The 20043-nt window shown below is 56.4% G+C and carries 13 protein-coding genes and 2 pseudogenes; 6 read left to right on the plus strand and 9 right to left on the minus strand.

The features are described from left to right. Positions 1 to 214 precede the first annotated feature (214 nt). The 4 genes from ACIQWO_RS26465 to ACIQWO_RS26480 are packed head-to-tail and all read right to left on the minus strand — an operon-like array spanning position 215 to position 4373. Positions 215 to 838 (minus strand): DUF4400 domain-containing protein, encoded by a 624-nt coding sequence (locus tag ACIQWO_RS26465; RefSeq protein ID WP_402830611.1) that lies wholly within the window; start codon positions 836 to 838, stop codon positions 215 to 217. Beyond that, complete coding sequence (locus ACIQWO_RS26470) at positions 838 to 1377, minus strand: hypothetical protein (RefSeq protein ID WP_402830614.1); 540 nt, start codon at positions 1375 to 1377, stop codon at positions 838 to 840. The genes ACIQWO_RS26465 and ACIQWO_RS26470 overlap by 1 nt, the downstream gene beginning before the upstream one ends. A 30-nt stretch (positions 1378 to 1407) precedes the next feature. Further along, positions 1408 to 3243, minus strand: coding sequence for a conjugative transfer system coupling protein TraD (gene traD, locus ACIQWO_RS26475; protein WP_402830616.1), 1836 nt, complete (start codon positions 3241 to 3243; stop codon positions 1408 to 1410). Next, complete coding sequence (locus ACIQWO_RS26480; protein ID WP_402830618.1) at positions 3240 to 4373, minus strand: TraI domain-containing protein; 1134 nt, start codon at positions 4371 to 4373, stop codon at positions 3240 to 3242. The genes traD and ACIQWO_RS26480 overlap by 4 nt, the downstream gene beginning before the upstream one ends. 1439 nt (positions 4374 to 5812) lie before the next feature. On the opposite strand from ACIQWO_RS26480, the gene ACIQWO_RS26485 reads away from it, so the two are divergent. The 5 genes from ACIQWO_RS26485 (at position 5813) to ACIQWO_RS26505 (ending at position 11678) form a co-directional block, all read left to right on the plus strand. Further along, positions 5813 to 7159 (plus strand): replication initiation protein, encoded by a 1347-nt coding sequence (locus ACIQWO_RS26485; protein ID WP_402830621.1) that lies wholly within the window; start codon positions 5813 to 5815, stop codon positions 7157 to 7159. A gap of 1301 nt (positions 7160 to 8460) precedes the next feature. Continuing rightward, a complete protein-coding gene (locus ACIQWO_RS26490) occupies positions 8461 to 9132 on the plus strand; it encodes an AAA family ATPase (RefSeq protein ID WP_402830623.1) in 672 nt (223 codons plus the stop codon). Between the two features lie 19 nt (positions 9133 to 9151). Then, positions 9152 to 10240: a ParB/RepB/Spo0J family partition protein gene (locus ACIQWO_RS26495; RefSeq protein ID WP_402830626.1), complete on the plus strand. Its 1089-nt coding sequence runs from the start codon at positions 9152 to 9154 to the stop codon at positions 10238 to 10240. Positions 10241 to 10896: 656 nt separating this feature from the next. Then, entirely contained in the window at positions 10897 to 11250 is a 354-nt protein-coding gene (locus tag ACIQWO_RS26500; protein WP_402830629.1) for a hypothetical protein, read from the plus strand. Further along, entirely contained in the window at positions 11247 to 11678 is a 432-nt protein-coding gene (locus tag ACIQWO_RS26505) for a hypothetical protein (protein ID WP_402830632.1), read from the plus strand. Before ACIQWO_RS26500 ends, ACIQWO_RS26505 begins: the two co-directional genes overlap by 4 nt. Positions 11679 to 11695: 17 nt before the next feature. On the opposite strand, the pseudogene ACIQWO_RS26510 reads toward ACIQWO_RS26505, so the two are convergent. The 5 genes and pseudogenes from ACIQWO_RS26510 to ACIQWO_RS26530 form a co-directional block, all read right to left on the minus strand. After that, positions 11696 to 13125: pseudogene (locus ACIQWO_RS26510) on the minus strand (ISNCY family transposase). Positions 13126 to 13636: 511 nt separating this feature from the next. Then, positions 13637 to 14953, minus strand: coding sequence for a type II toxin-antitoxin system HipA family toxin (locus ACIQWO_RS26515; protein WP_402830635.1), 1317 nt, complete (start codon positions 14951 to 14953; stop codon positions 13637 to 13639). A 7-nt stretch (positions 14954 to 14960) separates the two neighbouring features. Beyond that, positions 14961 to 15344, minus strand: a complete 384-nt coding sequence (locus ACIQWO_RS26520; RefSeq protein WP_402830638.1) for a helix-turn-helix transcriptional regulator — start codon at positions 15342 to 15344, stop codon at positions 14961 to 14963. Between the two features lie 251 nt (positions 15345 to 15595). Then, entirely contained in the window at positions 15596 to 18067 is a 2472-nt protein-coding gene (locus tag ACIQWO_RS26525; RefSeq protein ID WP_402830641.1) for a phage integrase family protein, read from the minus strand. A 671-nt stretch (positions 18068 to 18738) separates the two neighbouring features. Continuing rightward, the gene (locus ACIQWO_RS26530; protein WP_402830644.1) at positions 18739 to 19221 is read right to left on the minus strand and encodes a hypothetical protein; all 483 of its coding nucleotides are present in this window, start codon (positions 19219 to 19221) and stop codon (positions 18739 to 18741) included. A gap of 165 nt (positions 19222 to 19386) precedes the next feature. Here ACIQWO_RS26530 and ACIQWO_RS26535 point away from each other — a divergent pair. After that, positions 19387 to 19962 (plus strand): annotated as a pseudogene (locus ACIQWO_RS26535) (sterol desaturase family protein); the annotation flags it as partial. Positions 19963 to 20043: the final 81 nt, after the last annotated feature.

Here is a 20043-nt window from a genome sequence, read left to right on the forward strand (position 1 = left end):
AACGCCCGCATCCTACGCCCGGAAACTGGCGAAGAAAGAGTTACATTAATCCCCGGACTCTAAAGCCTGGTGCTACTGAGAACGGGGAGACGTCGGCTTTGCCAACCGATATGGTCACTATTCTGTGTAGTGGGCTACAGGGATTCGAGATGAAAGCAATGAGCGAACCCGGCACATTGCGAATTGCAATGCCCGGGCTGCAGGTGGAAGTGACTTAACGGCCGCGCTGGAAATTTGTTGCGGCGTACCAAGAGACAAAGGCGGCGAATGCGAACAGGCCACCGAGTAGTTCTGGTGTGATGGTGACTGGGATGATTGGCAATATGATGAGCCAGCTGATCGAGCGGCCAAGAGAGCCGCCCGCAATACCGAATCCGACCGAACTGTACTGTCCGAACTTGAATCGCTTTTTCTCGCGAGCGACCAGTCCATCGACTAGTGAAGGAAGGACTAGCCCGAGAACGCCCGTGACATAGAGCGGCCAGAAGGCATACCACCGCCACATAGCGCGGTAGACCAGCAGCCAGACCTTATTCGACCAGTTGTGCTGAAGGTCAGACACCTTTGCCGCCGGCCTTGGCGTTGTGTCTCGCACCTGGTCAACGGAAGGTTTGTACAATCCTGTCGAGACAAACCACCGTACGAACGCGGCCCCCGCACGATCGTTCACCGCATCAACATTTCGGCCCGTATTAGCGAGGAGTTCGACCTCAGCTTCTGGGACCTTTAGCTTCGCCGCCGGAAGGAACAGAGGAACCGCGATGATGCAAAGTACCGGGGCAACGAAGACCCAGAAGTAAAACTTCTGAGTAAATCCGCTCGCTTGGCCGCTGGCCATTACGCAACCTCCGTCGCGGAGTTGCCTGCAATGACCAGCCGAATGATGTGGCGCCCGGCCGGCTCTGGCAATAGACGAGCACCGAGGAGCGCAGCGGACTCTCCCGGCATTTCCTCTTTATCGACGCCTTCGATACGAGTGATCAAAATGCTTGCACCATCGTGCGCGGCTAGAAATGAGTAGTACGACTCCTTCATTGCATCCCACTGAATCGTCCCACTCGGCACTCCCGCCGTTACGCAGACTCGGAACACCTGCGCGGCCCTACGCATGAGCGCCACTGTGACTTCGGGTACAGGATCCCTTCCATCCCGAGAGCAGCTCTGAAATGCACTGATCATATCCACCAGGCAGTCTTCCAGAAGGCAATTCGAGTTCCCGGGGATGTCAGGTCCAAGATGAGCCGCGACCATATCCGCTACGGTCTTCAGATAGGGATGCTTAGTCCACAACTCTTGTGCCGCCGCGTAAAGGCCTGCGCCTCGCGCGATCTTGTTGATGCTCGTGGCCTTTTGAAGTTGTTTGTTGGTTCCGGGCATATGTCTGTCGATTGATTATTGTATGAGCCGTCAGTTGATCATCGGATAGCGTCCTTTGTAGAGGGTACTGCCCCCTAGAAAGGCGAAATAGTTGAATGCGGGCAGTCGAGTCAACAGATCCGGAGATACGAATGGGGCGTCCTTCTCAGTAACGGACCGCGTATGTCCGCTGGTGAACTCGGTTGGGTGCGCGGCGCTCGCGGAATTCATGGATAGTGCTTCGGAGTGTTGCCGATAGCCCGTCATCCCGAATGACTCGGCGATCCACTTAGCCATCTCATAGTCCTTGATGCGCAGACAAATGACGTTGTTCAAGTTGCCCAACACCTGCCTAGCCTTTTCCTTGCTTCCAAGTTTCGCGATAAAGTCTGCATCCGTTTTAGCTGCAAGGAAGCACTTGAAGCCCGCACCTCCTCCCTTGTTCAAGATCTGAATCAACTGGTCGTTGATGACCTCTGCCGCCTCGTCGACGAACAGGAAGACGTTTTTCTGATTCTCGAAGTTGTAGATGGAGCCGCACACGCTCGCGAGATCCGCAAGAATGATGGACCCCATTGCCGAGCCGATGATCTTGTTCGAAAGTGAATCCAACGCAACATACAAGACCGCTCCTTCGTCGATGATCTTCTTCATGTTGTAGATCGGACGCGGATCATTGATGTCCGTAGGATCCGGTGACAGTAGCTTCCCGATCTCGTCTGAGCCGAGCATTTCAAGGATTGGCTCCAGCACCTGAATCATCTTTGAGTAGTGTTCCTTTGAGTGCTTGACCATTGCGATAAGCGCGTCGATAGTTTCGTCGCCGGAGCCGTCGCCAGTGATCGCCATGTACAGCAGGATCATCGCTCCCAGGCGAATTCCCTTCGCCTCTTGCACGTACTGCTCTAGATCGCCGTCCCACGCACTTCCCCTCGGATGGTTCGCAACGAACCACTTGGTCAGGATGGACTCGAGCAACGGCTCGACACCCATCTGGGTGTAACGCTTGACACTTCGGATGCTTGGCTTCTGTCCGTCTGCAACCTGGCCCCGCATGATGCGGTAGAGCGTCTTCCATGCGAAAGCCGCGAATGTCCCCTCGGCGTCCACCAGTTGGCCAATCCGTGTAGCCGGCTCGGCCAAGTTGTTCCAGTTCGCGAGAACGTCTAAGCGGATGGACTTTGATGGATGAGCGGGATGCATATACAAGAACTTTCGCCCCGCTCGTTCGCATTCCAGACGTAACCGCTTCTCCCAATCCTTATCACCTTTCGGATCGATGACGATACAGGTGTTCCCCTTCTGGTAGACAAGCTGAGTCGTAATCAGCTCGTACATTTTTGTTTTTCCTGCGCGCGTCGTTCCTGTGATCAGCGTGTGGCCTGTCAGTGCCCCAAAGGGGATGCCGATCGGAATTTCCTCTGGTTCGATTCCGTGGATCCATGGGACGCCAATATCCGTGTCCTTGATCCGGACCCAGTTCTTAGGAGTCAGCCACTCCCTGACTTCATTGGGCATCCACGCAGGCAGCGGTGGTATGTCCTGATGTTCGCCACGCATGATGTTCGTCGCGATTTCCGAATGCTGCTGCTGCCACTTGAATCCTTCGCCCATGTATAAGCAGTCTTGCTTGTACATGGCATACGATCGATTGAGCAGTTCCTGAACGTCGACTGTTTCAATGCGCAACGCGCTCAGAGATTGTCTGAAGCGATATAGATCAATCGCATTGTTAATGCGCTTCGCCGACATTCCAGCTGCGACGGCCGCAGCCACCCACCAGTAGGGCGGTTGCGTCCCGATCATTCCGGCAAGGCTTCCGCTCCAAGCCGCGGCGGCCGCCACGTCGTAGTTCGGGCGGAACATGTCGAGATAGGTCTTCTTCACTTTTGGTCTCGCTCGAGAAGTGCCTTCGCCTCATGCTTGAGGACGATTCTTCGCCCTTCCTTAGCCGCAACGAGGCCAACCGTGCTTAGCTGCTCTACAACGGACGTTGGAGAAAGGCCGTACCTTCCGAGGGCAGCGATAGGTACTACGATTCCAGCTTCAGTTGCTTTGATGTTCTGCATCAATCTCTCGTACTCGTCGTCGGCACGTATTGCTGTGAAGAATTGCTGCAGTACCGCCGGCAGAGTCTCGTACAGAGAGAGCTCTTTTTCGGGTTCGGGCGATGGGTCCGGGTCTCCTCCGCTATTTGCCCCAGTATCTGCTAGTGGTGGTGCTTCATCCGAATTAGCTTTCGTCGGAGCGGTATCCGCAATCGCCTGGGCCAAGCTTTCGGCCGAAACCCCGGCTGGGGGCTCGGTACCCACATATGGCCGGGTCGCTGCCCTCAGTTCGTACTCCCGTGCTAGCCTCTGCGCTTCACGGACTGTCGTTGTCAGAGGGGTCTCTCCTGGTCTCATATCCCCGGGCATTAGCGCGTCATACATTGCCCGCGTGACTCCCGGGTCAAAGGTGTTCCAAAAGCCCTGTCCGAATACGTCGGTAGCTAGTACGGCTACTGTTGCCGGGCTTGTAGTGGCTGGAGCCTTTCGCCACGCGATCTCGTATGGGCTCTTTGCCCCAGACTCTTTCAGCCACTGAGCCAGCGGTGCGTTGTGCCGAAAACCATGCCACACCCGGTCGGTCGTAGCGTCACGAACTTCGAGATTCGAATGAATCAACGCTGGAATAGCGCCGAGGCATGCGGCAAACGCCGCGAATCGGTATTGAGGATCCAGTTGACGACGGATTTCGGTGCCCACACCAGTAGTGAAAATCTTCTGGTCAGCCACTCTGAATGCGAAGAGGCCTGAAAATAGTCCGAACCGGAGGGCACCGGTAGGGCCGTGGTAGACGTCTTTTCTAAGTGGGCACGCCAAGACGTACTCGGCTAGGGAGTGCACAAGCCGTAAGCAGTGCGTGTCGAACGCCGCGCTGTCCATGTTTGCAGCGTTCTCGAGCAGTTGAAGGACGTTCGTCTGCTGGTCTACCGAACGGATCAGGTCCTTGGCCTCCTGATATTCGAAGCGCATTGTCGTGTGTACTTGATCCTGAATTCGCTTTGGAGCACGTGTGAGTCGCGCTCAGAGCTCAAGTTGCTGATTCGGTAGGTGATGGCGCTCCATGCCATACCACCGAACGAAAATTCGTAGTGGCAATACAGTCAAAGGATTTGCCTACTCGACAGGATATTGGGCGGCGCTGTGTCCGTTCTCGCGAATGGTGCAGTGTCTCCGGCGATATTCGCTTCTGAACGGGACGAGTTCACTAGATCTGCAGGGCTTCAGGGGTTTTTCTTCTATATGTACATGCACCGATGCGTTTACGTGTTTAATGACGTTTACCCGGTTTACAGACGTTTACGGAACTGAGATCCCCTACTGATAAGGGGTAGCGGGCGATATGGTGTATGTGATTGGTTGTAATGGTGTACGGCTCTGGTTCCTAGGGTATGGGGATATGGTTTCTATGGTGTAAGCACCTGGTTCTCCAGGTGCATGGATATGGGTGTCAGGTGTGGAAGCTTGGTGCTGTATTCATGGAACCATGGGTGTGCACCTTCGAGCTGGCTTGAGGTGAATACTTTTGGGTGCGCTGGCCCAAACCTCGACGAGAAAGGTGTATGAGCTTGGTTGCGGGCTTGGTTTCATGACGCACCGTAATTCATTGAATTTGCGTGATTTTTTCTTGAGCTTGGAACTGAGGTCTGGATCCGAGGGCAAAAAGGTGAGGCCATGGCGGCGCTGTATGGTGAACTCGTTTGGTTGTCGAACCTTATGCCAGTTACGTCGTGAGCATGTAGCGGATTCGCTGTTTGAGCTTGAACAGGGTGATCTTAGGTGTATTACTTTGGTTCAAGTGCTGAGCTAATTTTGTAAGCTAAGCCTCTGTATTTTAATAACTAATCCTCGATCCCATTCTTCGATGTCCTTTCCCGCGATGGCGCGTCGCATCAACCTCTCCTGCGCTTGAAGGTGTACGGTTTTGGTTGTTTCTACCGGAAAAGTTAGTTGGTCGACGAACAATCCGGGATGGCACGACTATGCGATCCACTCATAGGTGAACGGTTTTGGTTGCTTCCTGCTGATTCAACCTCGGGCCAATCGACGTCAAATCGTGATTTTGGCGAGAGTATGCGTTCACAGACTGAGTGCATAGGTGTATGCGTTTGGTCCCGGATTTCCTTGTCAAGGCTGAAAGGTGTACGAGTTTGGTCCGCATTCGAGTCATCCATTCAGGGCTGAACAGGGTATAGGTGCATTACTTTGGGTCAATGGGTGTCCCCTGCACTTCTGCCCTACGCTTCTGAATTTCCTGTCTGCTGATGCCTAGCAAGAGGCGTCTGGATGAGCGATTTTCGAAGTGTATAATTTTGGGAATTTTTGGCCGTTTGTCCTTGCAGACCTCTTGCGGTAAAGCTCGCGCGCGCGCCCTCTCAACTCGTACTCTCACTCAACCGCTCGATCCTTCTATGGCGAAAAAGAACACAGACTCGCAGAGCAACCAACTGGTAATGTTCCCGTCGGACCAGGTGCCTGTTTTGTTCAAGAAGGCAGTCGAGGCAATCCAAATCGCGCCTAAGAAGGGGACGATCACGCTGCAGCAGCAACGGGGTTGGAACATGCTCATCCGCAACGCAAACAAACAGAATGCGGATTTTCTTAGAACTACTCAGACCGCGCCAGAGGGACAGGCAAAGCCACTTGAGACGTTCTCCATTTCCTTGAAGAGCGTGCGGGAAGGTCTGCGACTAAGTAATAGCAACAATCGCGAGTACATCAAGGACACCGTTAGCTCACTCGTTGGGATTGTGGTGAGCTGGAACGTGCTTAACGAATCGGGCCAAGAGACCGAGTGGACTGCTTCAGGCTTATTGGCCAGCGCAACGATTCGCGGTGGCACCTTGGAGTACACGTTTTCTGAACAGGTCAGGCAGATCGTCACCAATCCGACCATGTTCGCCTATCTCGATGAGAATGTAGAGCATCGATTTCGAAGCCCCCATAGCCTAACGCTTTGGCAGAACGTTGTTCGTTACGAGAACTTGGGGCGCACAAAGCGGTTCGATTTGAAGACGTTTCGGAAGATGTTTGTCGGTGAGGACGGTGCAAAGGGCGTTTACAAGGAATACAAGGTGTTCAAGCGCTCGGTGTTGGCGCCGGCGATTGCAGAGGTGAACGCCTCTTCCAATCACGTAGTGAGCATGACGGAATTCAAGGAAGGGAGATCGGTCGTCGAACTCCAGTTCTCGATCGTGGAAAAGCAGGCGGCACCTTCTACCGACGACCAAGACGCTGTGTCGAAAATGGTAGCAATCGGCGTCAAACAAGCCGACGCCCGTACCCTCTTCTCTCGTTACGGAGCGGAGAAAGTTGATGTGGCGCTCAACTATGTTGAGGATCGCCGTAAGAGGCAGGACCAACAGCCGATCGCGAACCTCTCAGCCTATTTCAAAAAGGCACTCTCGCAAGGCTGGACGCTGGATGTCGAAGACGTCTCGAATGCACGGAAAGGCGGTTCGTCTGCAGGAGCAGATCAAGGGACCGACGACGCGCAGCGTGAAGTTCGAGAGCTCTATATGGCTGCGCAGATTGACGAAGCGAAAGCCTATTTCGAAGAGATCGCCGACAACGAGCGGGAAGCAGTGGTTATCGAATATAACGAACAACAGTCGATCGACCGCTTCCGCCTCTCCTCCAAACGAAGAATTACTCCAGCAGCTGAGCGGAGCTTTCTGCAATGGTTGGCCTACAAGGTTTGGGGCGAACCGACATCGGAAGATTTGCTCAAGTTCGTTCTCACATCGCAGAAGCGGTAATTATTCTATTTCCACTATTAGATTTCTAAGTCTTTCCGACTTCAAAGACGAGCGAGATTTCGCTTTTGCAGCACATTGATAGAGCATCTGATACACAACCAGACTGCCATTTTCAAAAAAGATTGAATCCCGCTTTCCGTCGAGGAGCCATGCCTTTGTACGTACAAAGGCATGCGGTGAGGCGCTGAATAGTGTAATCATGATCCGCGGGCACCATTCTTTGCTCGAACCGAGAGTCACTCGCAGTGACATCATGATTAGCAGTAAAGTGACCCCATATCGACTGGTGGCTCGAAAAAGCCGCTGGTGGCTCACTCTGAGGTTTCGCAACTCTTCGCGATAACTCCCATCAGCTCGTGGAATTACCCAGGCACGAAATCCCCCTTACGGTTCAATTCGCAGCAAACCAACAACCTTTGTACGTATCAAGATTCGAGGCGCGCGTTTATCCAGAGGCGGCCCATAATCACCGAGCAATGGGCGCAATGCGGAGCAGCAACGTTGCGTGGAGGTGTCGCTCCGGCATGGTACTGTTAGACAATTTGCCATCGGTCGCGCCAAGAGCGAGCTTATGCTCATGTAGTTTAGCGACAATCGGTTTGGGTCTTCGTACGTACAAATGCGTTCGGATCGGCCTTCTCATCACGCTTCCCCTAGCGAACCTCGATGCATAGCTGCGCCTCTCTCGATACGTCCGGTGACGGGAGCTTACAAACTGCAATAGATATCGTCCTTTGAGGATTTTTGTACGTATCAAGATTCCGATCGATTGCACCTGAGCCTCTAAAGCCACGCTCGAGATATCGTCGTCGGGTCGAGCAAAGCCGCGAAACGAACCATGCTCGCTCGCTTTTGGCTCACCATGAGCTGCGATCCGGGGCGTTGACCTGTAGTTCTTGATACGTACAAAGATCGTCGCAACTGGGACGCTCGCCATTGAATCAAGACGCGCTGTCGCAGTTATCAAGACTCAGTTTAATGCGCCCTATTGCTCTTGATACGTACAAAGGTCAACCAACACTTTTCGGCACTTCTGACGATTTTGTGATGCGCTTGATACGTACAAATCCAGTGATCTGACGGCTGATCCCAGGCGGCTCTCGGCAGATACCCGATCTCGACGTCCTTGAGGTTCTCGAAGAAGTTTTGGTGCTGATTGCGTAGTGGCGACACGCGCTGCGGATGCTGTTCTGTTGCGGGAGAAACACGTCGGAGCTTGCATTATCGATTTTGTCGAATATCGTGGTTGAGTTTTGACGAAAAATCGTCTATTTTTATTTTATGGAATTTACGGAGTAAATATGGCTAAGTTGATTGCGGTCGCAAACCAGAAGGGCGGCGTAGGTAAATCCACCATGGCTGGGAATATTGCAGACGCCTTTGCGGAAATGGGAGAGGACCCGTTCGTTGCCGACCTCGATCGGCAGAACACGTTGGTTCAATGGAGTTCCATGGCCGGTGAAGGGGAGGGGCTCCGGTTCGTTACGGGAAATCTCTCTGCAGCTGGAAGAAACGTCCACAGTGAGTTGAAGAAATTCGTGCAGAGTTCGAAGTTCAAACACGTTTTCGCCGACTGCCCGCCGAGCGTGGACGACAAGACCCCTATCACCAGCATGACGCTCATGGTTGCCGATCTGGTCATCATCCCCGTTTCGCCGTCCCCCGCCGATTTCTGGTCGAGCGCTGAATTTGTTCAGGAGATCGAGAAGGCACGGATCCACAACCCGACTCTCAAGGCCGCTTGGCTTCTGAACAAGACGGAAGCGAATCGGACGTTGTCGGCGGGGATTCTGGAGGCGATTGCTGATACGGGAATACCGGCGTTCAAAACCGTGATTCCCACCCGTGAGTGCTACAAGCAAGCGATGGCGTTCGGTACGTCGGTTTTGATGATGACCGATCGAGGAGGAAAAGCGGCGGCGAAGGAGGTGCGCGCCCTTGCCAAGGAAATCTTGGAATTCCTGGAATCTTGATACGTACAAAGGAACGAACATGGCCACGAGCGCACAACGCAGCAAAATGCTCAAATCATTCACAGCACAGCGGGTTTCGGCAAGTCCGACGGCATTGGATCGGTTCGCCAATGTTGATCAGCTGCTGAAAGCCGCTGAGCAGGCGGAAGGGGAGGGCGATGTAACCGTACCTTCTCCCGTCATTGAGTATGGCTCGGTGGATTGGGATACATACTCGGCGGCTTACAAGTCGTATTGCGACGCCACCAACTACCTGCCAGGCAAAGTGATTGAGCTTGCGGTGGGCGACGTTGTGCGTAGTCCGTATAACCCTCGCATTTTCTACCGCAAGAAGACGTTAGAGCAGCTCGCACTGAGTTTGGTCAGTATGGGCCAACGTCATCCGATCTTTGTTGTCCCGGACTATGACCGACCTGGCAAGTATTTCATTGTTGATGGCGGACGAAGAGTACAGGCGCTAAGACACGCGAATTTGCCGACGGTCCGGGCGATTGTCCTCGACATGAAGATCGATGCTGACAGCTATAAGTTGGGACACCACCTGAACGCTCAGCATGAAGTCCAAACGGTTTTCGATAATGCTCTTGTCTGGCGAAAGATGCTTGACGATGGCGCTTTCAGTTCCCAGAAAGCACTCGGTGAAGAACTGGGCGAAGATGAGACAACTGTGTCGCAGACGTTGGCCGTCGGTCGACTTCCCGAAGCATGCATCCGCGTCATGGTAGAGAGCGACAAGCAGTTCGGAACCAATCTCGCTTATAAGATTAGCCTTTACTACGAACGCAATCGAAACGAGGAAGTGGTGATCTTGCTCATCAAGAAGATCATCACGGAAGACCTTTCGGTACGAGACACAGGCAAGCTTCTGAGCGGGGGGAGCGATGCTAAAACGGTCAATCGTCGGCGTCGTGCAGAGAACAGTGTGCCGATTAAGATCGGCGGCGTAGGGCAGGTGGGATTCATGCGGACCTATGGCGACGACGCCCTCACATTGGATCTCAAAGGGCTGCCGAAGGACACTCGGGACAAAATCCAAGTAGAGTTCAAGCAGGTTCTCGAGCGCGTGGCAGCAGACGGTGGCGACGCCAAAGGCGATCAAACTGAATAACGCTCACGCACGTTAGTTAATATACCGAAAGCGGTATATTTGCCGGAACAAAGGCTCGATGTGCTTTGCACATCGAGCCCATAAGTATCCAGAGGATCTATACGAAGGAACTCAACGAGTCCGAGGTACGAGGCGCTTCTTGAAACTGCAGCGGAAGGGGAGGGGAGCCCAGCCGGATGTATGACGCTGTTCGGGAGAGCCGCACGTTATGGGTTCCGTGTTGATTTTGAAGCCAGCGAAGAAGCGCACGATAGTGTGGTTGTTCGACCCGAATATGGACCGTCGGTATGTTGTCGAGAAATCTATTGGCAAGTGGCGTCCGGGCGGACCAACGCATGGGGACGTTCGTCGAGCCACTATCTAGCGTGACGAATGAGCCGACAGGAAGGGAATGCGAAAGTGACCGTGGGCTAATAGGATTGCCTCGTGAAACTCTTAGGGGGCCGCCGTTTGGGCGGCCTTTTCCATTTCAGCGTCACGATTGCGGTACTGCAGGAGCTTAGGAAGTGCTATTCGATATAACTATCAATTTATTTTTCTGATTTAACATAACTATCATTACGGTGTCAAGGCTATGTTCAGATGTCCGCTTCCCGGCCAAGTTGAAATGTCCGTTTTGGTAGACTTCGTAAGTAGCCAAACAGGAGACGAGGACAATGCCGCTGAGAGACATCCGCTCGACTTTTCTGCCTTACTGCGTGGAGCAGCAGAGTGATGGCAGATATGCAGTGCTCAATCGTGAGTACAAGCCTGTCGGGTTCTGGACCAGAGACTTCATCACGTATGCAGACCACCCTACCTTAGTAAAAATCAAAGGGCTTACCCCACAGCGTGCGGCCAAAATTTCCCACGATGGGAACCCAAATCCGGCGCTTGTATTCCTCTACAACGACAGCTGTGTCCCGACAGAAAGCGCTGCGAATATGGATGCATATCTACGGCGCCTAGCGGTGCTCGCACAGTTGAAAATTGACGGCGAAGCGCCCCACTCGATCACGAAGGGGGGATGATGGTGCTCACAAAGCTTGATGCCGCGATGCACCAGCTCAACGTTGCGATCAGGCTTTTTGTCGAGGAAGACTACCTGTCATCGCTTACTTTGGCCGGAGCAGCCGAAGGCATCTTGGACGGCCTTTGCCGTCGAAAAGGGCTTCCGACTGCCGCTGAATACATTGCCGAGTTCCATCTGGAAGATACGGACTCGACCTTGCCGGATAAAGCCAGACGCGGAGTAATTTACGCCGTACTAAACAATGGCCGCAACCAAGCGAAACACGCCAATCTTGACGGCGAGGACGAGGTTGACGTCGCTCAGGTTCATCCGCTCCAAATGCTCATGAGGGCAGTCCCGATGGTCCGTAATCTGGGTGCTCCGTCCTCGAAGGAAATACGCGAGCTGTATCAATGGATAACAGATCATCCCGAGGCTTTTGAATAGCAAGCGGAGCAAGCTGGCTATTGTCTTGCTGTCCCGTCTAACGGCCATTCGCGCTTTTGCAGGCGTTGCAATGCCTCCAGCATGTCGTCTTGCCCAAGCGATCGCTGCGACTTCTTGCCAGGCGGACGGCCGCGCCTGCGGGGCACGTCCTCTACCGTCGCCGACGGCAGCGACTGGGACCGCCGGTTGTCTCGCTTCTCTTGGACGTATTGGGCGAGCTGGAGCACATGTCCAAGGCGCTTGTTGTCTACGATGGCGCCTTGATCAACCTCTGATAACCGATCGTAAATGGTGTAGGGAAGGGCGGCACCATTCGCCCGTGGTTCAATCTTGCCGTCCGGGTATTGGTAGACCTCGATGTACTGGCTCGCCAGTTTGCGGGTCTCCGCCGTTTCCGTCAGGAGATACAGTTTCTTGTCGTATTGGAGCGTGAGACTCTTGGATACGCAACGCGGCTCGCGCCAGGTAAAGATCAGATCTAGATTCTCATCGGCGTGAAGTTGACGATGAGCATTGTGTTCATTGCGTGGCGGTTTGCCGAACCGGGCGTTGTAGTCCGCGATGAAGGTCGGCATGAAGGCATTGGCCGCTTCCATCGTGCTGATACCGCGTAAGCGCAGTTCCTTGACCAGCCGGTCCTGCAAGGTTAGATGCGTGCGTTCAACGCGCCCCTTTGCTTGGCTGCTGTTCGCACAGATTCCTTCAATGTTGAGCTCGAACAACGCTCGCGCGAATTGCGTGTGGCCGTCGCCGCTAGCGGCAGCCTTGCTGTTGACGCGGAATACTGCCGCCTTGTCGCTATAGAACGCCACTGGCTTGCCGTGACGCTCAAGATACGCGCGGGTCGCCTCAAAGTAGCTAAACGTGGATTCGGACGGCACAAAGCGCATTTCCATGATCCGGCTGGTTGCGTCGTCGACGTAAACCAATGCCGTACAGGCCGGTGCTCGATCCTCAAACCAGCGATGATCGCTGCCGTCGATTTGAATAAGCTCGCCGAGACAGGCGCGGCGATTGCGTGGCTGGTAAACCTTTGGCGGTCGTTGAGCGCGTGGCATCCAGAGCCCGCCAGCGACCATCAACTTACGTACAGTCTCTTTGGCAAGGCATAGGCCGTGAATCTCGCGCAACTTCTCGCAAGCCAACGTCGGTCCAAAGTCCGCATAGTTCTCGCGAATAATCGTCAAAGCCACGGCCTCACGCGACGCTGGGAGCCGGTTGTTGCTCGGGCGACCGTATCGACGGGAAACCAGGCCCGCCGGCCCGTGTTGCCGATATCGCTCCAACAGCCGGCGGATTTGCCGGTCTGTCACGTTTAGACGTTGCGCGGCGGCTACCGACTTAAGACGTCCCTGATGACCGCCTGTATGGTCTTGAGGCGATCCAGTTCCTGCAGCTCACTGTAATGACTCCGGTTCGCGCCATCGATTCGTTGCCTCGCATTCATGATCGGGGCATCTGAATACCACACGAACGGCTCGAACACGGACATTTGAACTTGGCTGGAACCGGACATTACAACTTAGCCGCTACAACAGGTACCAATTTGAAGTGTTGCGCTGGCGTTGGTTTTTACTGGAGAAACGAGCAACACTTCGCGTATGATTTGGCACCATTTTGTGAGTGCTGACGCGGAGTATCGCGCTGCGGTGGTGAATCTGATCTCGCAGCCCGCGGAGATTGCCTGTCGGTTCAGCTACGGTTTTCGGCGTGCTGACATGCACGAGCGCTACTGCCTAGGATGAGTATCCGACACCTGTCGTGCTTGTGAGGGGGATCTTGCCGGCCATTCTCAACATGCTTAAGTTGTTTCATGGCGCCTGACGGAGCGAGGGTTGACTGGTAGTTTTTTGAGTCACACACCCGCCAGCATTTTTCGTTGATCGATGCCTGAACTGGTAGCGCGGCAAGCCCACCAGGGCGGTGGGCTTTGCTGCGTGTGGACCCCGGTCTATTACCTAGGTGAGCAGAAGGTGCTGTTTTTGGATCTTTGTCATTTCTTCGGTTGGGATACCGGCCAGGCTTGCCCACTCATCCCAGATCCTGATCGCCGCGCGGGCCTGTTTGATGACCTCGCTTGCAGTCCCAATTCCGAAACGATCCGCCTCGGCAAGGAGATCAGCTTCGGTGAAATCTTTGAATTTGCCATTCACGGACATCAGGTGTTGATTCGTCCATTCACCTTCGGGATTGTGCGCGAACGTGACATCGTACGCAGGGGCCAATTCCCACGTGGTCGTGCCGTGCTTCAAGCGGAATGAGAAGTTCTTCGTGTGATCGTCGCAATTGCGGCCCATGACGTTGAAAACCATCCGACGGAATGCTTCTTCATGCGCCTCGTAGGGAAGTTCGAGTTGGCGGATTACGGTGAACAGTTGTGCATAGGCGTTCGTGCCTTTCTTCTTGTAGTCAAGATGGTCCATAGCACACAGCGTCTGCATGTGGTGTCGGATACTGGCACCTTCACGGTCGAAGCGCTTCGTCATGAAGTGGGCGCGGCCGTTTTCCTTCAGCAAGTCGCAATCCGACATATCGATGCCTGCGGCGCGAGCCATCAGGTGGTAAGCGTACTCAATACGGCCATAGGCCTGCGACGCGCCGAGCTCGTGGTCCTTACCCATCCCATCGAACTTGAGGAGCCAGTGCTCGAATCCCTCTGGGGCGTCCAATTGTCCCGACCGGATCTCCTGCGTCTCGGGGTTGAGGGCGATCACAGCTTTGGCCCGCGCACCACCGGCTGAAGTGCCCACATCGATGATGCTGCGCAGTGCGGCGTTGGTGTGATCCTCGTCGTCTACGACGCCCTGTACGGCTTGGCGAGCCTGTTCTACCAAGGCGCCAAGTGCAATCGCCGTCGGCTTATGTTTGGCCGGCCCACGCTGCGGCTTGAAAGTCAGGGCCCCCATTGCGCGGTTGCCCATGTACGCCAGCCGATCCAAGGGAGTGACATCTGTGGCGGGGATACCTTGCTCAGCCATGTAGCGGTTGATCAAGGCATTGCCGAAATCGTCAGGCAATGCATCGCTGAGCATTGCTGGCAGGCGCTTGAACGTGGGATCCGGTAGGTCGGTAAATATGTACGGTTCCTCAGAGCGCGGCATATGCAGCGGTGAGGGCTCGATACCATCTTTGAGAAAGGTCGGCGCGTAGCCGAACGCGTAGTAACCGTACTCGGGATCCAGGGCAACGGAGCCAATCCGAGTGTCCCAGAGGTAGGCGTCTACCTTCTCGACATGGGAGAAGCGTTTCTTCTTGGGCTTTTTGGTGGTCGCCATTGTGTCCTTATTGGTCCTGATCGTCGTCTCGCTTGCGTGGTTTGGTCGGCGTCAACGATCGTGCCGACTGGATGCGCTGTGCCGCGTTCAGCTTTGTCGCCGGGCTTGATGCCCGCAGACGGGTTGCCGCGCGCGTTGTAAAGGTCGCGGGATTAATCGTTGGTACGGGCGCCACTGTTTGGAGCCAAGATTCGCGGCCGAGCGCACGAATGACGCTCAAAAGCGTCTTGATGGTGGACCCCTCCCCGCTTTCCAAGCTGCGCAATGCCCGCACGCTGACGCCCGCCCGTGCTGCCAACGACTGCTGATCTAGATTTTTGTTCAGACGCAGTCGTTTGAGCTTGTCACCCAGGTCCGACTCCATTTCTTCGACCGTATGCGCGGTTGCCATATCAACACCTCATAATCGCCCGATTTCTGCCGGTTGATCTCTTGAATTCGCTTTAATTAACCTAAATCTGCCTCTTATGATAGATGATTTTATGAGGAAATTCAATGCATCGTTACCGGTGTTTATCTGCCGATTAAATGAAAATTATCGGTTAATAGGCGAAAAGCCACCGGTTATGACAGGCTCAATCCCTATGGACCTGTGCCGATCTCCAACCCGCCGTAGCTCAAGTCAAATCACCGGAGCGTGAGTTATGCCAGATCCTCCGCGGTCACCGCGATCGCCATGCCCCGCGCGCGACGATCCGCGTCGGTGTGCAGGTACTGGTTGGTCGTCGCGATACTCGCGTGGCCCATCAGGTCGCGCAGCACTGTCAGGTCCTCTTGCCCATGCAGGCGCTCGGCCGTTCGCGTGCCAAAGGTATGGCGCATCCAGTGAGGCGTCGCTTCGCGCAGGCGCGCGGCGTCGGCAGGGCTCGTGGGCTCGATGTAGTCGGCCGCTTCCGCGAAGACATCCTTCAAGATCACAGCGACCCGGTCATCGTCCAGCGGCGAGGCGATCACGACCGCCTCGGCGACCGGATCCCACCCTTTCTCGTACGTGTCCACGCCGTATGGTTTCTGCGCATCCAGCACCAGACGCCCCACGATCGGTGCCTCGGGCGGAATCTGCGTGATGTCGTCTGAATAGCCCCGCGAGACGAGATAGCCCACAATCAGCTCACGCGCGGCCGGCGCCAGTTCGATCTCGCGCAGCTTCTGCCCCTTACCAAACACCGAGAGCACCAAGCACTCGCCTTCGGTCAGGGCTTTCATGCGCAGGTCGCCCACACGCGCTGCGGCAATCTCCGAGAGTCGCTTGCCAGTGGCGTACGCATAGCGCACCAGGAACTGCTTGCGGATGACCGCCGGGTGCGACTGCGGCAAGGTGGCCAGATAATCGCGCACGGCCTGCCACTGCGCGCGCGACAAGCTGCGATCGACGTCCATTTTCCCGGCCCTGCCGGACGCCTTCGGCTTGGGCACGCCCGCAAAGGGGTTTGAGCCGAGGTAGTGCATCGTGTTGAGCCAGCCGCACAACGAGGAGAGCGCCGTCATGGCCTGGCGCACCGTGACGTCGGTGACGGGCCCCGAGAACGGGCGCCAGTCCGGGCTGTGGCGCGGCACGCCCCGCTTGGGGTTGATCCAGCGCGCGGCGGGCTGCGGGTTGGCCAGGAACGCCCGATACAGCACCACGTCCTCGACCGTCACGTCCGAGAAGGCCTTCTGGCGATCGTTAAGCACCCAGTTGTAAAAGCGCTCGACGTGGCCGCGGTAGGTGACTGCGGTGTTGCCGAGCCCCTCGTTCGGGAAGAGCGAGAGCCAGGTCCGGATCGCCGTCAGGTCGTCGTTCGCCCCGATCGAGCAGTTCAGATCCCCGTGGTAGCGGTTGAGGCCGCACTCGCCCGAGAGCTCGGTGGGCACCGCCAGATACTCGAGCGGGGCGATGGTGTTGGTATGCACGGTGAGCGAGCGCAGCACGGTTGGTGCCACACTGCGTCGCGGCACCAGCGCGCGCGGGTCGATCTCACGCCCGAGCGTGGCGGCATTGTCCTTGAGCCACACCAGAATACGCTCGGCCGTGGCGGGCCCCAAGCGCGTCACACGCGTGTGCCAGCGCTTGCCCCAGCGCTCGATGAAGCTCACGAGATCCACCACCGTATAGATCCCGGCGGCCTCCAGCCGTTCGCCGATGGCCGGATGGAACCAGCCGGCCACGTGGTGCTCGGGCTTCGGTTTGGTCGCGAGCAGCTGCTGCAAGCGGAACAGCGCACGGATCTGCTGCTCGCGCAGCCGCTCGTTGCGCTCGGCCCGTCGCAGGTCTGCCTTGCTCGCGCCTTCATTCGGATAGGTCTGCCTGTACAGCGCGAGCAGGTCCTCCTGACTGTAGACCTCGTACGGGTCGTGCGCCTCGGCGAACTCTTCCAGTGACGGCGGCAGCTGGGCGGCGGCGGGTGTGGCCCCGCCCTCGCCCGCCGGAGTAGCGTCGGCGCTCGGTGCGAGCCGCTCGCGCTCGATGGCGAGCAGCCGCACGGCGGCGCGGTCCTCCTCGCGGCGCGCGCCGGCGATGAGGCGCGCGCGCACCCACGACAGCGTCGTCCTGGCCATACGCAGGTCCAGCCCCGTCTCCAGGTATTGCTCGGCGATCACTTCGAGCGCTAAACCTTCCAGATAGCCGCGGTAGAACGCGAAATGGTCGAGCCCGAGGTATTCGCGCGGCGAGAGCGTGCGCGGGCCCGGCGTTCGCACGGGCGGTAGCGCCGGCTGCGCCTCGCGATACGCCTGTGCCAGGGGAGGTGCACTGCGTGGGCGTCCTCGTCCGCGTTTGGGGGCTGGCGGGCCGATATCGGCGCCTGCGGCGGCCGCCGCTTGGGCTAGGGCCTCGGCGTCCGGACGCGGGTGCTTGCGCGGCCGTCCCCGGCCTCGCTTGGGGTGGGCACCGAGCACGCCAGTTTCTTCGGGCTGGGCGTCAACCGGTGCGACCGGGCTCAACGCCGACCGGCTGGGGGCTGACAGCGTCGCCGCGTGCGCGGCGGGCGTGGCGGGCGTGGTCAAGGGCTCTGGTGCGCGCACCGGGGTGATGGCAGGCGGCGTGAAGGTGAACGGTACGTCGGTGACGTCGTCGGCTGGCCCATCGGCGGGCAGTTGAGGCGTTTCGTGGGGCGAGCGCGGCGTCTGGGTCATGGGCGAGCACGAAGGCGAGCAAGCAACGGGACTGCGGGCGCCCGGGGCGCGGTCGACGAGCTCGGGGCTCGGCGCGAATCTTTCTGATTTACGACCAATTTTGCGCCTGTCCCCTGCCCTGCCCGCGTGCGTCGGACGTCGAAAAGGGCTCGGGCCTCGCGCTCGGGTCCTTGCGGGGTAAGGGTCTGGCGCTGACCGGCAATGAGGTCATTGTAAACCAAGAAAGATAAATCGCAAATGATATCGACGTTATATCAATGGATATTCGTATAATTTTTATTTGACATATTTACGATAATTAATTGTTTTTTATTTCAAAAAGGACGATATGACTAGAGAATCAGTCGAATTTCGGCAAAGGCAAGGAAAAGAGGGCCTGTGTGAGCACCGAATGCGTCGGTGGGGTTGTGCACATGGCTAGCGCCGCTGCCGTGACGCCATGCGCCGATTGCAGTAAATTGGGCCAGTCAGTGAATGGGCATTGAGGCGGACCATGAGCGGCAGCGCCGGAAGTGCGCACATTGCGGTGTTAGAGCGCACCGCATACCTTGTCGCCTGCAGGGGAATCGACGTGAAAGGTTTCGTTTATGGCAAAAATTGCCCAACGCCCATAAATGGAAAATCCCCGCGAAAGGCTTACCAGGTAAGGCTTAGACGGAAACATCTCTGGGCTACGGCTGCTGGACGAGTGCACGAAGGTACTCAATCCGCTGCGCCATGGGTTCCAGTACGTTGCGCTTCGTTGCCTGAGTTACCCCTGGGACACCGGCTTCCTGCAACAGAGCCGGTAGCTGCGCGAGCAAAGTGCTCCACTGCTGCCAGGTGTGTTCCAGCAGCTCGGCTTGCACCCAGAAATCACGCAGAGGGCGTGCATCGAGCGTCGTATCGTCCGAGAGAAGGTGCAGGACGGCGGGTTTGATGGAATCTGGGAGTTCTTGATCGGATTTTGCCCTGTCGGCATCCTCGAGCCATGCCTGCTCGAAGAGCTCACCATAACGGAGCGTTCGACGAAAGGGGCGCCAAAGTACATTATCAGTGACTCGTAGCCTTCCACGCCTTGCGACGCTAGGGGCGCGGCCAACAAGGAGGCTGTCGGACTTTCGGCAATAGAAGTGTTTTTGCTGAAAAATTGAGCAAATTTCGCGCGTGAGCAAGGCAAAGTCGTCCCCAGCGTATCGTCATGACCTCAACTTTCGGGCTGAAGGGCGTCGGCGTCGATCAAGTCCGACAGACTCCTAGTCGCCAGACCGACCGGCCAATGTGTATCATCCGCACTTTAGGCTTCTAACCCGCCTGTTCGTACGCGGTCACATTATCGAATGGATAAGATCATCGTCTACGCCTTGCCGGTGTTTTTCGTGCTGATGGCGTGCGAATTCGCCTACGGCCTGGCAACTCGCAACAACACATACCGGCTTAGCGATACGCTGAGTAGTTTGAGCCAGGGCTTGCTGAGCCAACTGGTGGTCGGTGTCACCCAGTTGTTCCAGATCGGCCTTTACACACTGACCTTCCGGCAGGTGGCGTTGTTTGCCCACTCGCCGATCTGGCACGCTTGGTACGGCTGGTTGATCGCCATCGTGCTGTTCGACTTCTGCGACTATTGGCTGCACCGCATGGGGCACGAAAGTGCGGTGATGTGGGCCGCCCACGCGGTGCATCACCAGAGCCAGCACTTCAACCTCTCTACAGCGCTGCGCCAGGAAAGTACCGTCGACATCCTTGGCTGGCCGTTCTACCTGCCGATGGCAGTGCTGGGTGTGGCGCCGGAGCAGTTCGCGCTGGCCGGCCTCGTTGTGCTGCTCTACCAGTTCTGGATTCACACCGAGCACATCGGCAAGCTTGGCTGGTTCGACCGAGTGTTTTCCTCACCGTCCAACCAGGGGCCAGCTCACGAAACGGAAAAAATCGTACGCTAAGCTCTGTCAGCCATTCGTAGCGGTCGAAACTTGCCTTTCCCGAATTGCTTATTCGGC

Source organism: Pandoraea sp. NPDC090278 (genome assembly GCF_044772185.1).
GTDB lineage: Bacteria > Pseudomonadota > Gammaproteobacteria > Burkholderiales > Burkholderiaceae > Pandoraea.

What these genes read in the sequence shown, in the direction of transcription:
- ACIQWO_RS26465 (WP_402830611.1), bottom strand. Translation starts at nt 838, where the DNA reads ATGGCCAGCGGCCAAGCGAGCGGATTTACTCAGAAGTTTTACTTCTGG.
- ACIQWO_RS26470 (WP_402830614.1), bottom strand. Translation starts at nt 1,377, where the DNA reads ATGCCCGGAACCAACAAACAACTTCAAAAGGCCACGAGCATCAACAAG.
- ACIQWO_RS26480 (WP_402830618.1), bottom strand. Translation starts at nt 4,373, where the DNA reads ATGCGCTTCGAATATCAGGAGGCCAAGGACCTGATCCGTTCGGTAGAC.
- ACIQWO_RS26485 (WP_402830621.1), top strand. Translation starts at nt 5,813, where the DNA reads ATGGCGAAAAAGAACACAGACTCGCAGAGCAACCAACTGGTAATGTTC.
- ACIQWO_RS26490 (WP_402830623.1), top strand. Translation starts at nt 8,461, where the DNA reads ATGGCTAAGTTGATTGCGGTCGCAAACCAGAAGGGCGGCGTAGGTAAA.
- ACIQWO_RS26495 (WP_402830626.1), top strand. Translation starts at nt 9,152, where the DNA reads ATGGCCACGAGCGCACAACGCAGCAAAATGCTCAAATCATTCACAGCA.
- ACIQWO_RS26500 (WP_402830629.1), top strand. Translation starts at nt 10,897, where the DNA reads ATGCCGCTGAGAGACATCCGCTCGACTTTTCTGCCTTACTGCGTGGAG.
- ACIQWO_RS26505 (WP_402830632.1), top strand. Translation starts at nt 11,247, where the DNA reads ATGATGGTGCTCACAAAGCTTGATGCCGCGATGCACCAGCTCAACGTT.
- ACIQWO_RS26515 (WP_402830635.1), bottom strand. Translation starts at nt 14,953, where the DNA reads ATGGCGACCACCAAAAAGCCCAAGAAGAAACGCTTCTCCCATGTCGAG.
- ACIQWO_RS26520 (WP_402830638.1), bottom strand. Translation starts at nt 15,344, where the DNA reads ATGGCAACCGCGCATACGGTCGAAGAAATGGAGTCGGACCTGGGTGAC.
- ACIQWO_RS26525 (WP_402830641.1), bottom strand. Translation starts at nt 18,067, where the DNA reads ATGACCCAGACGCCGCGCTCGCCCCACGAAACGCCTCAACTGCCCGCC.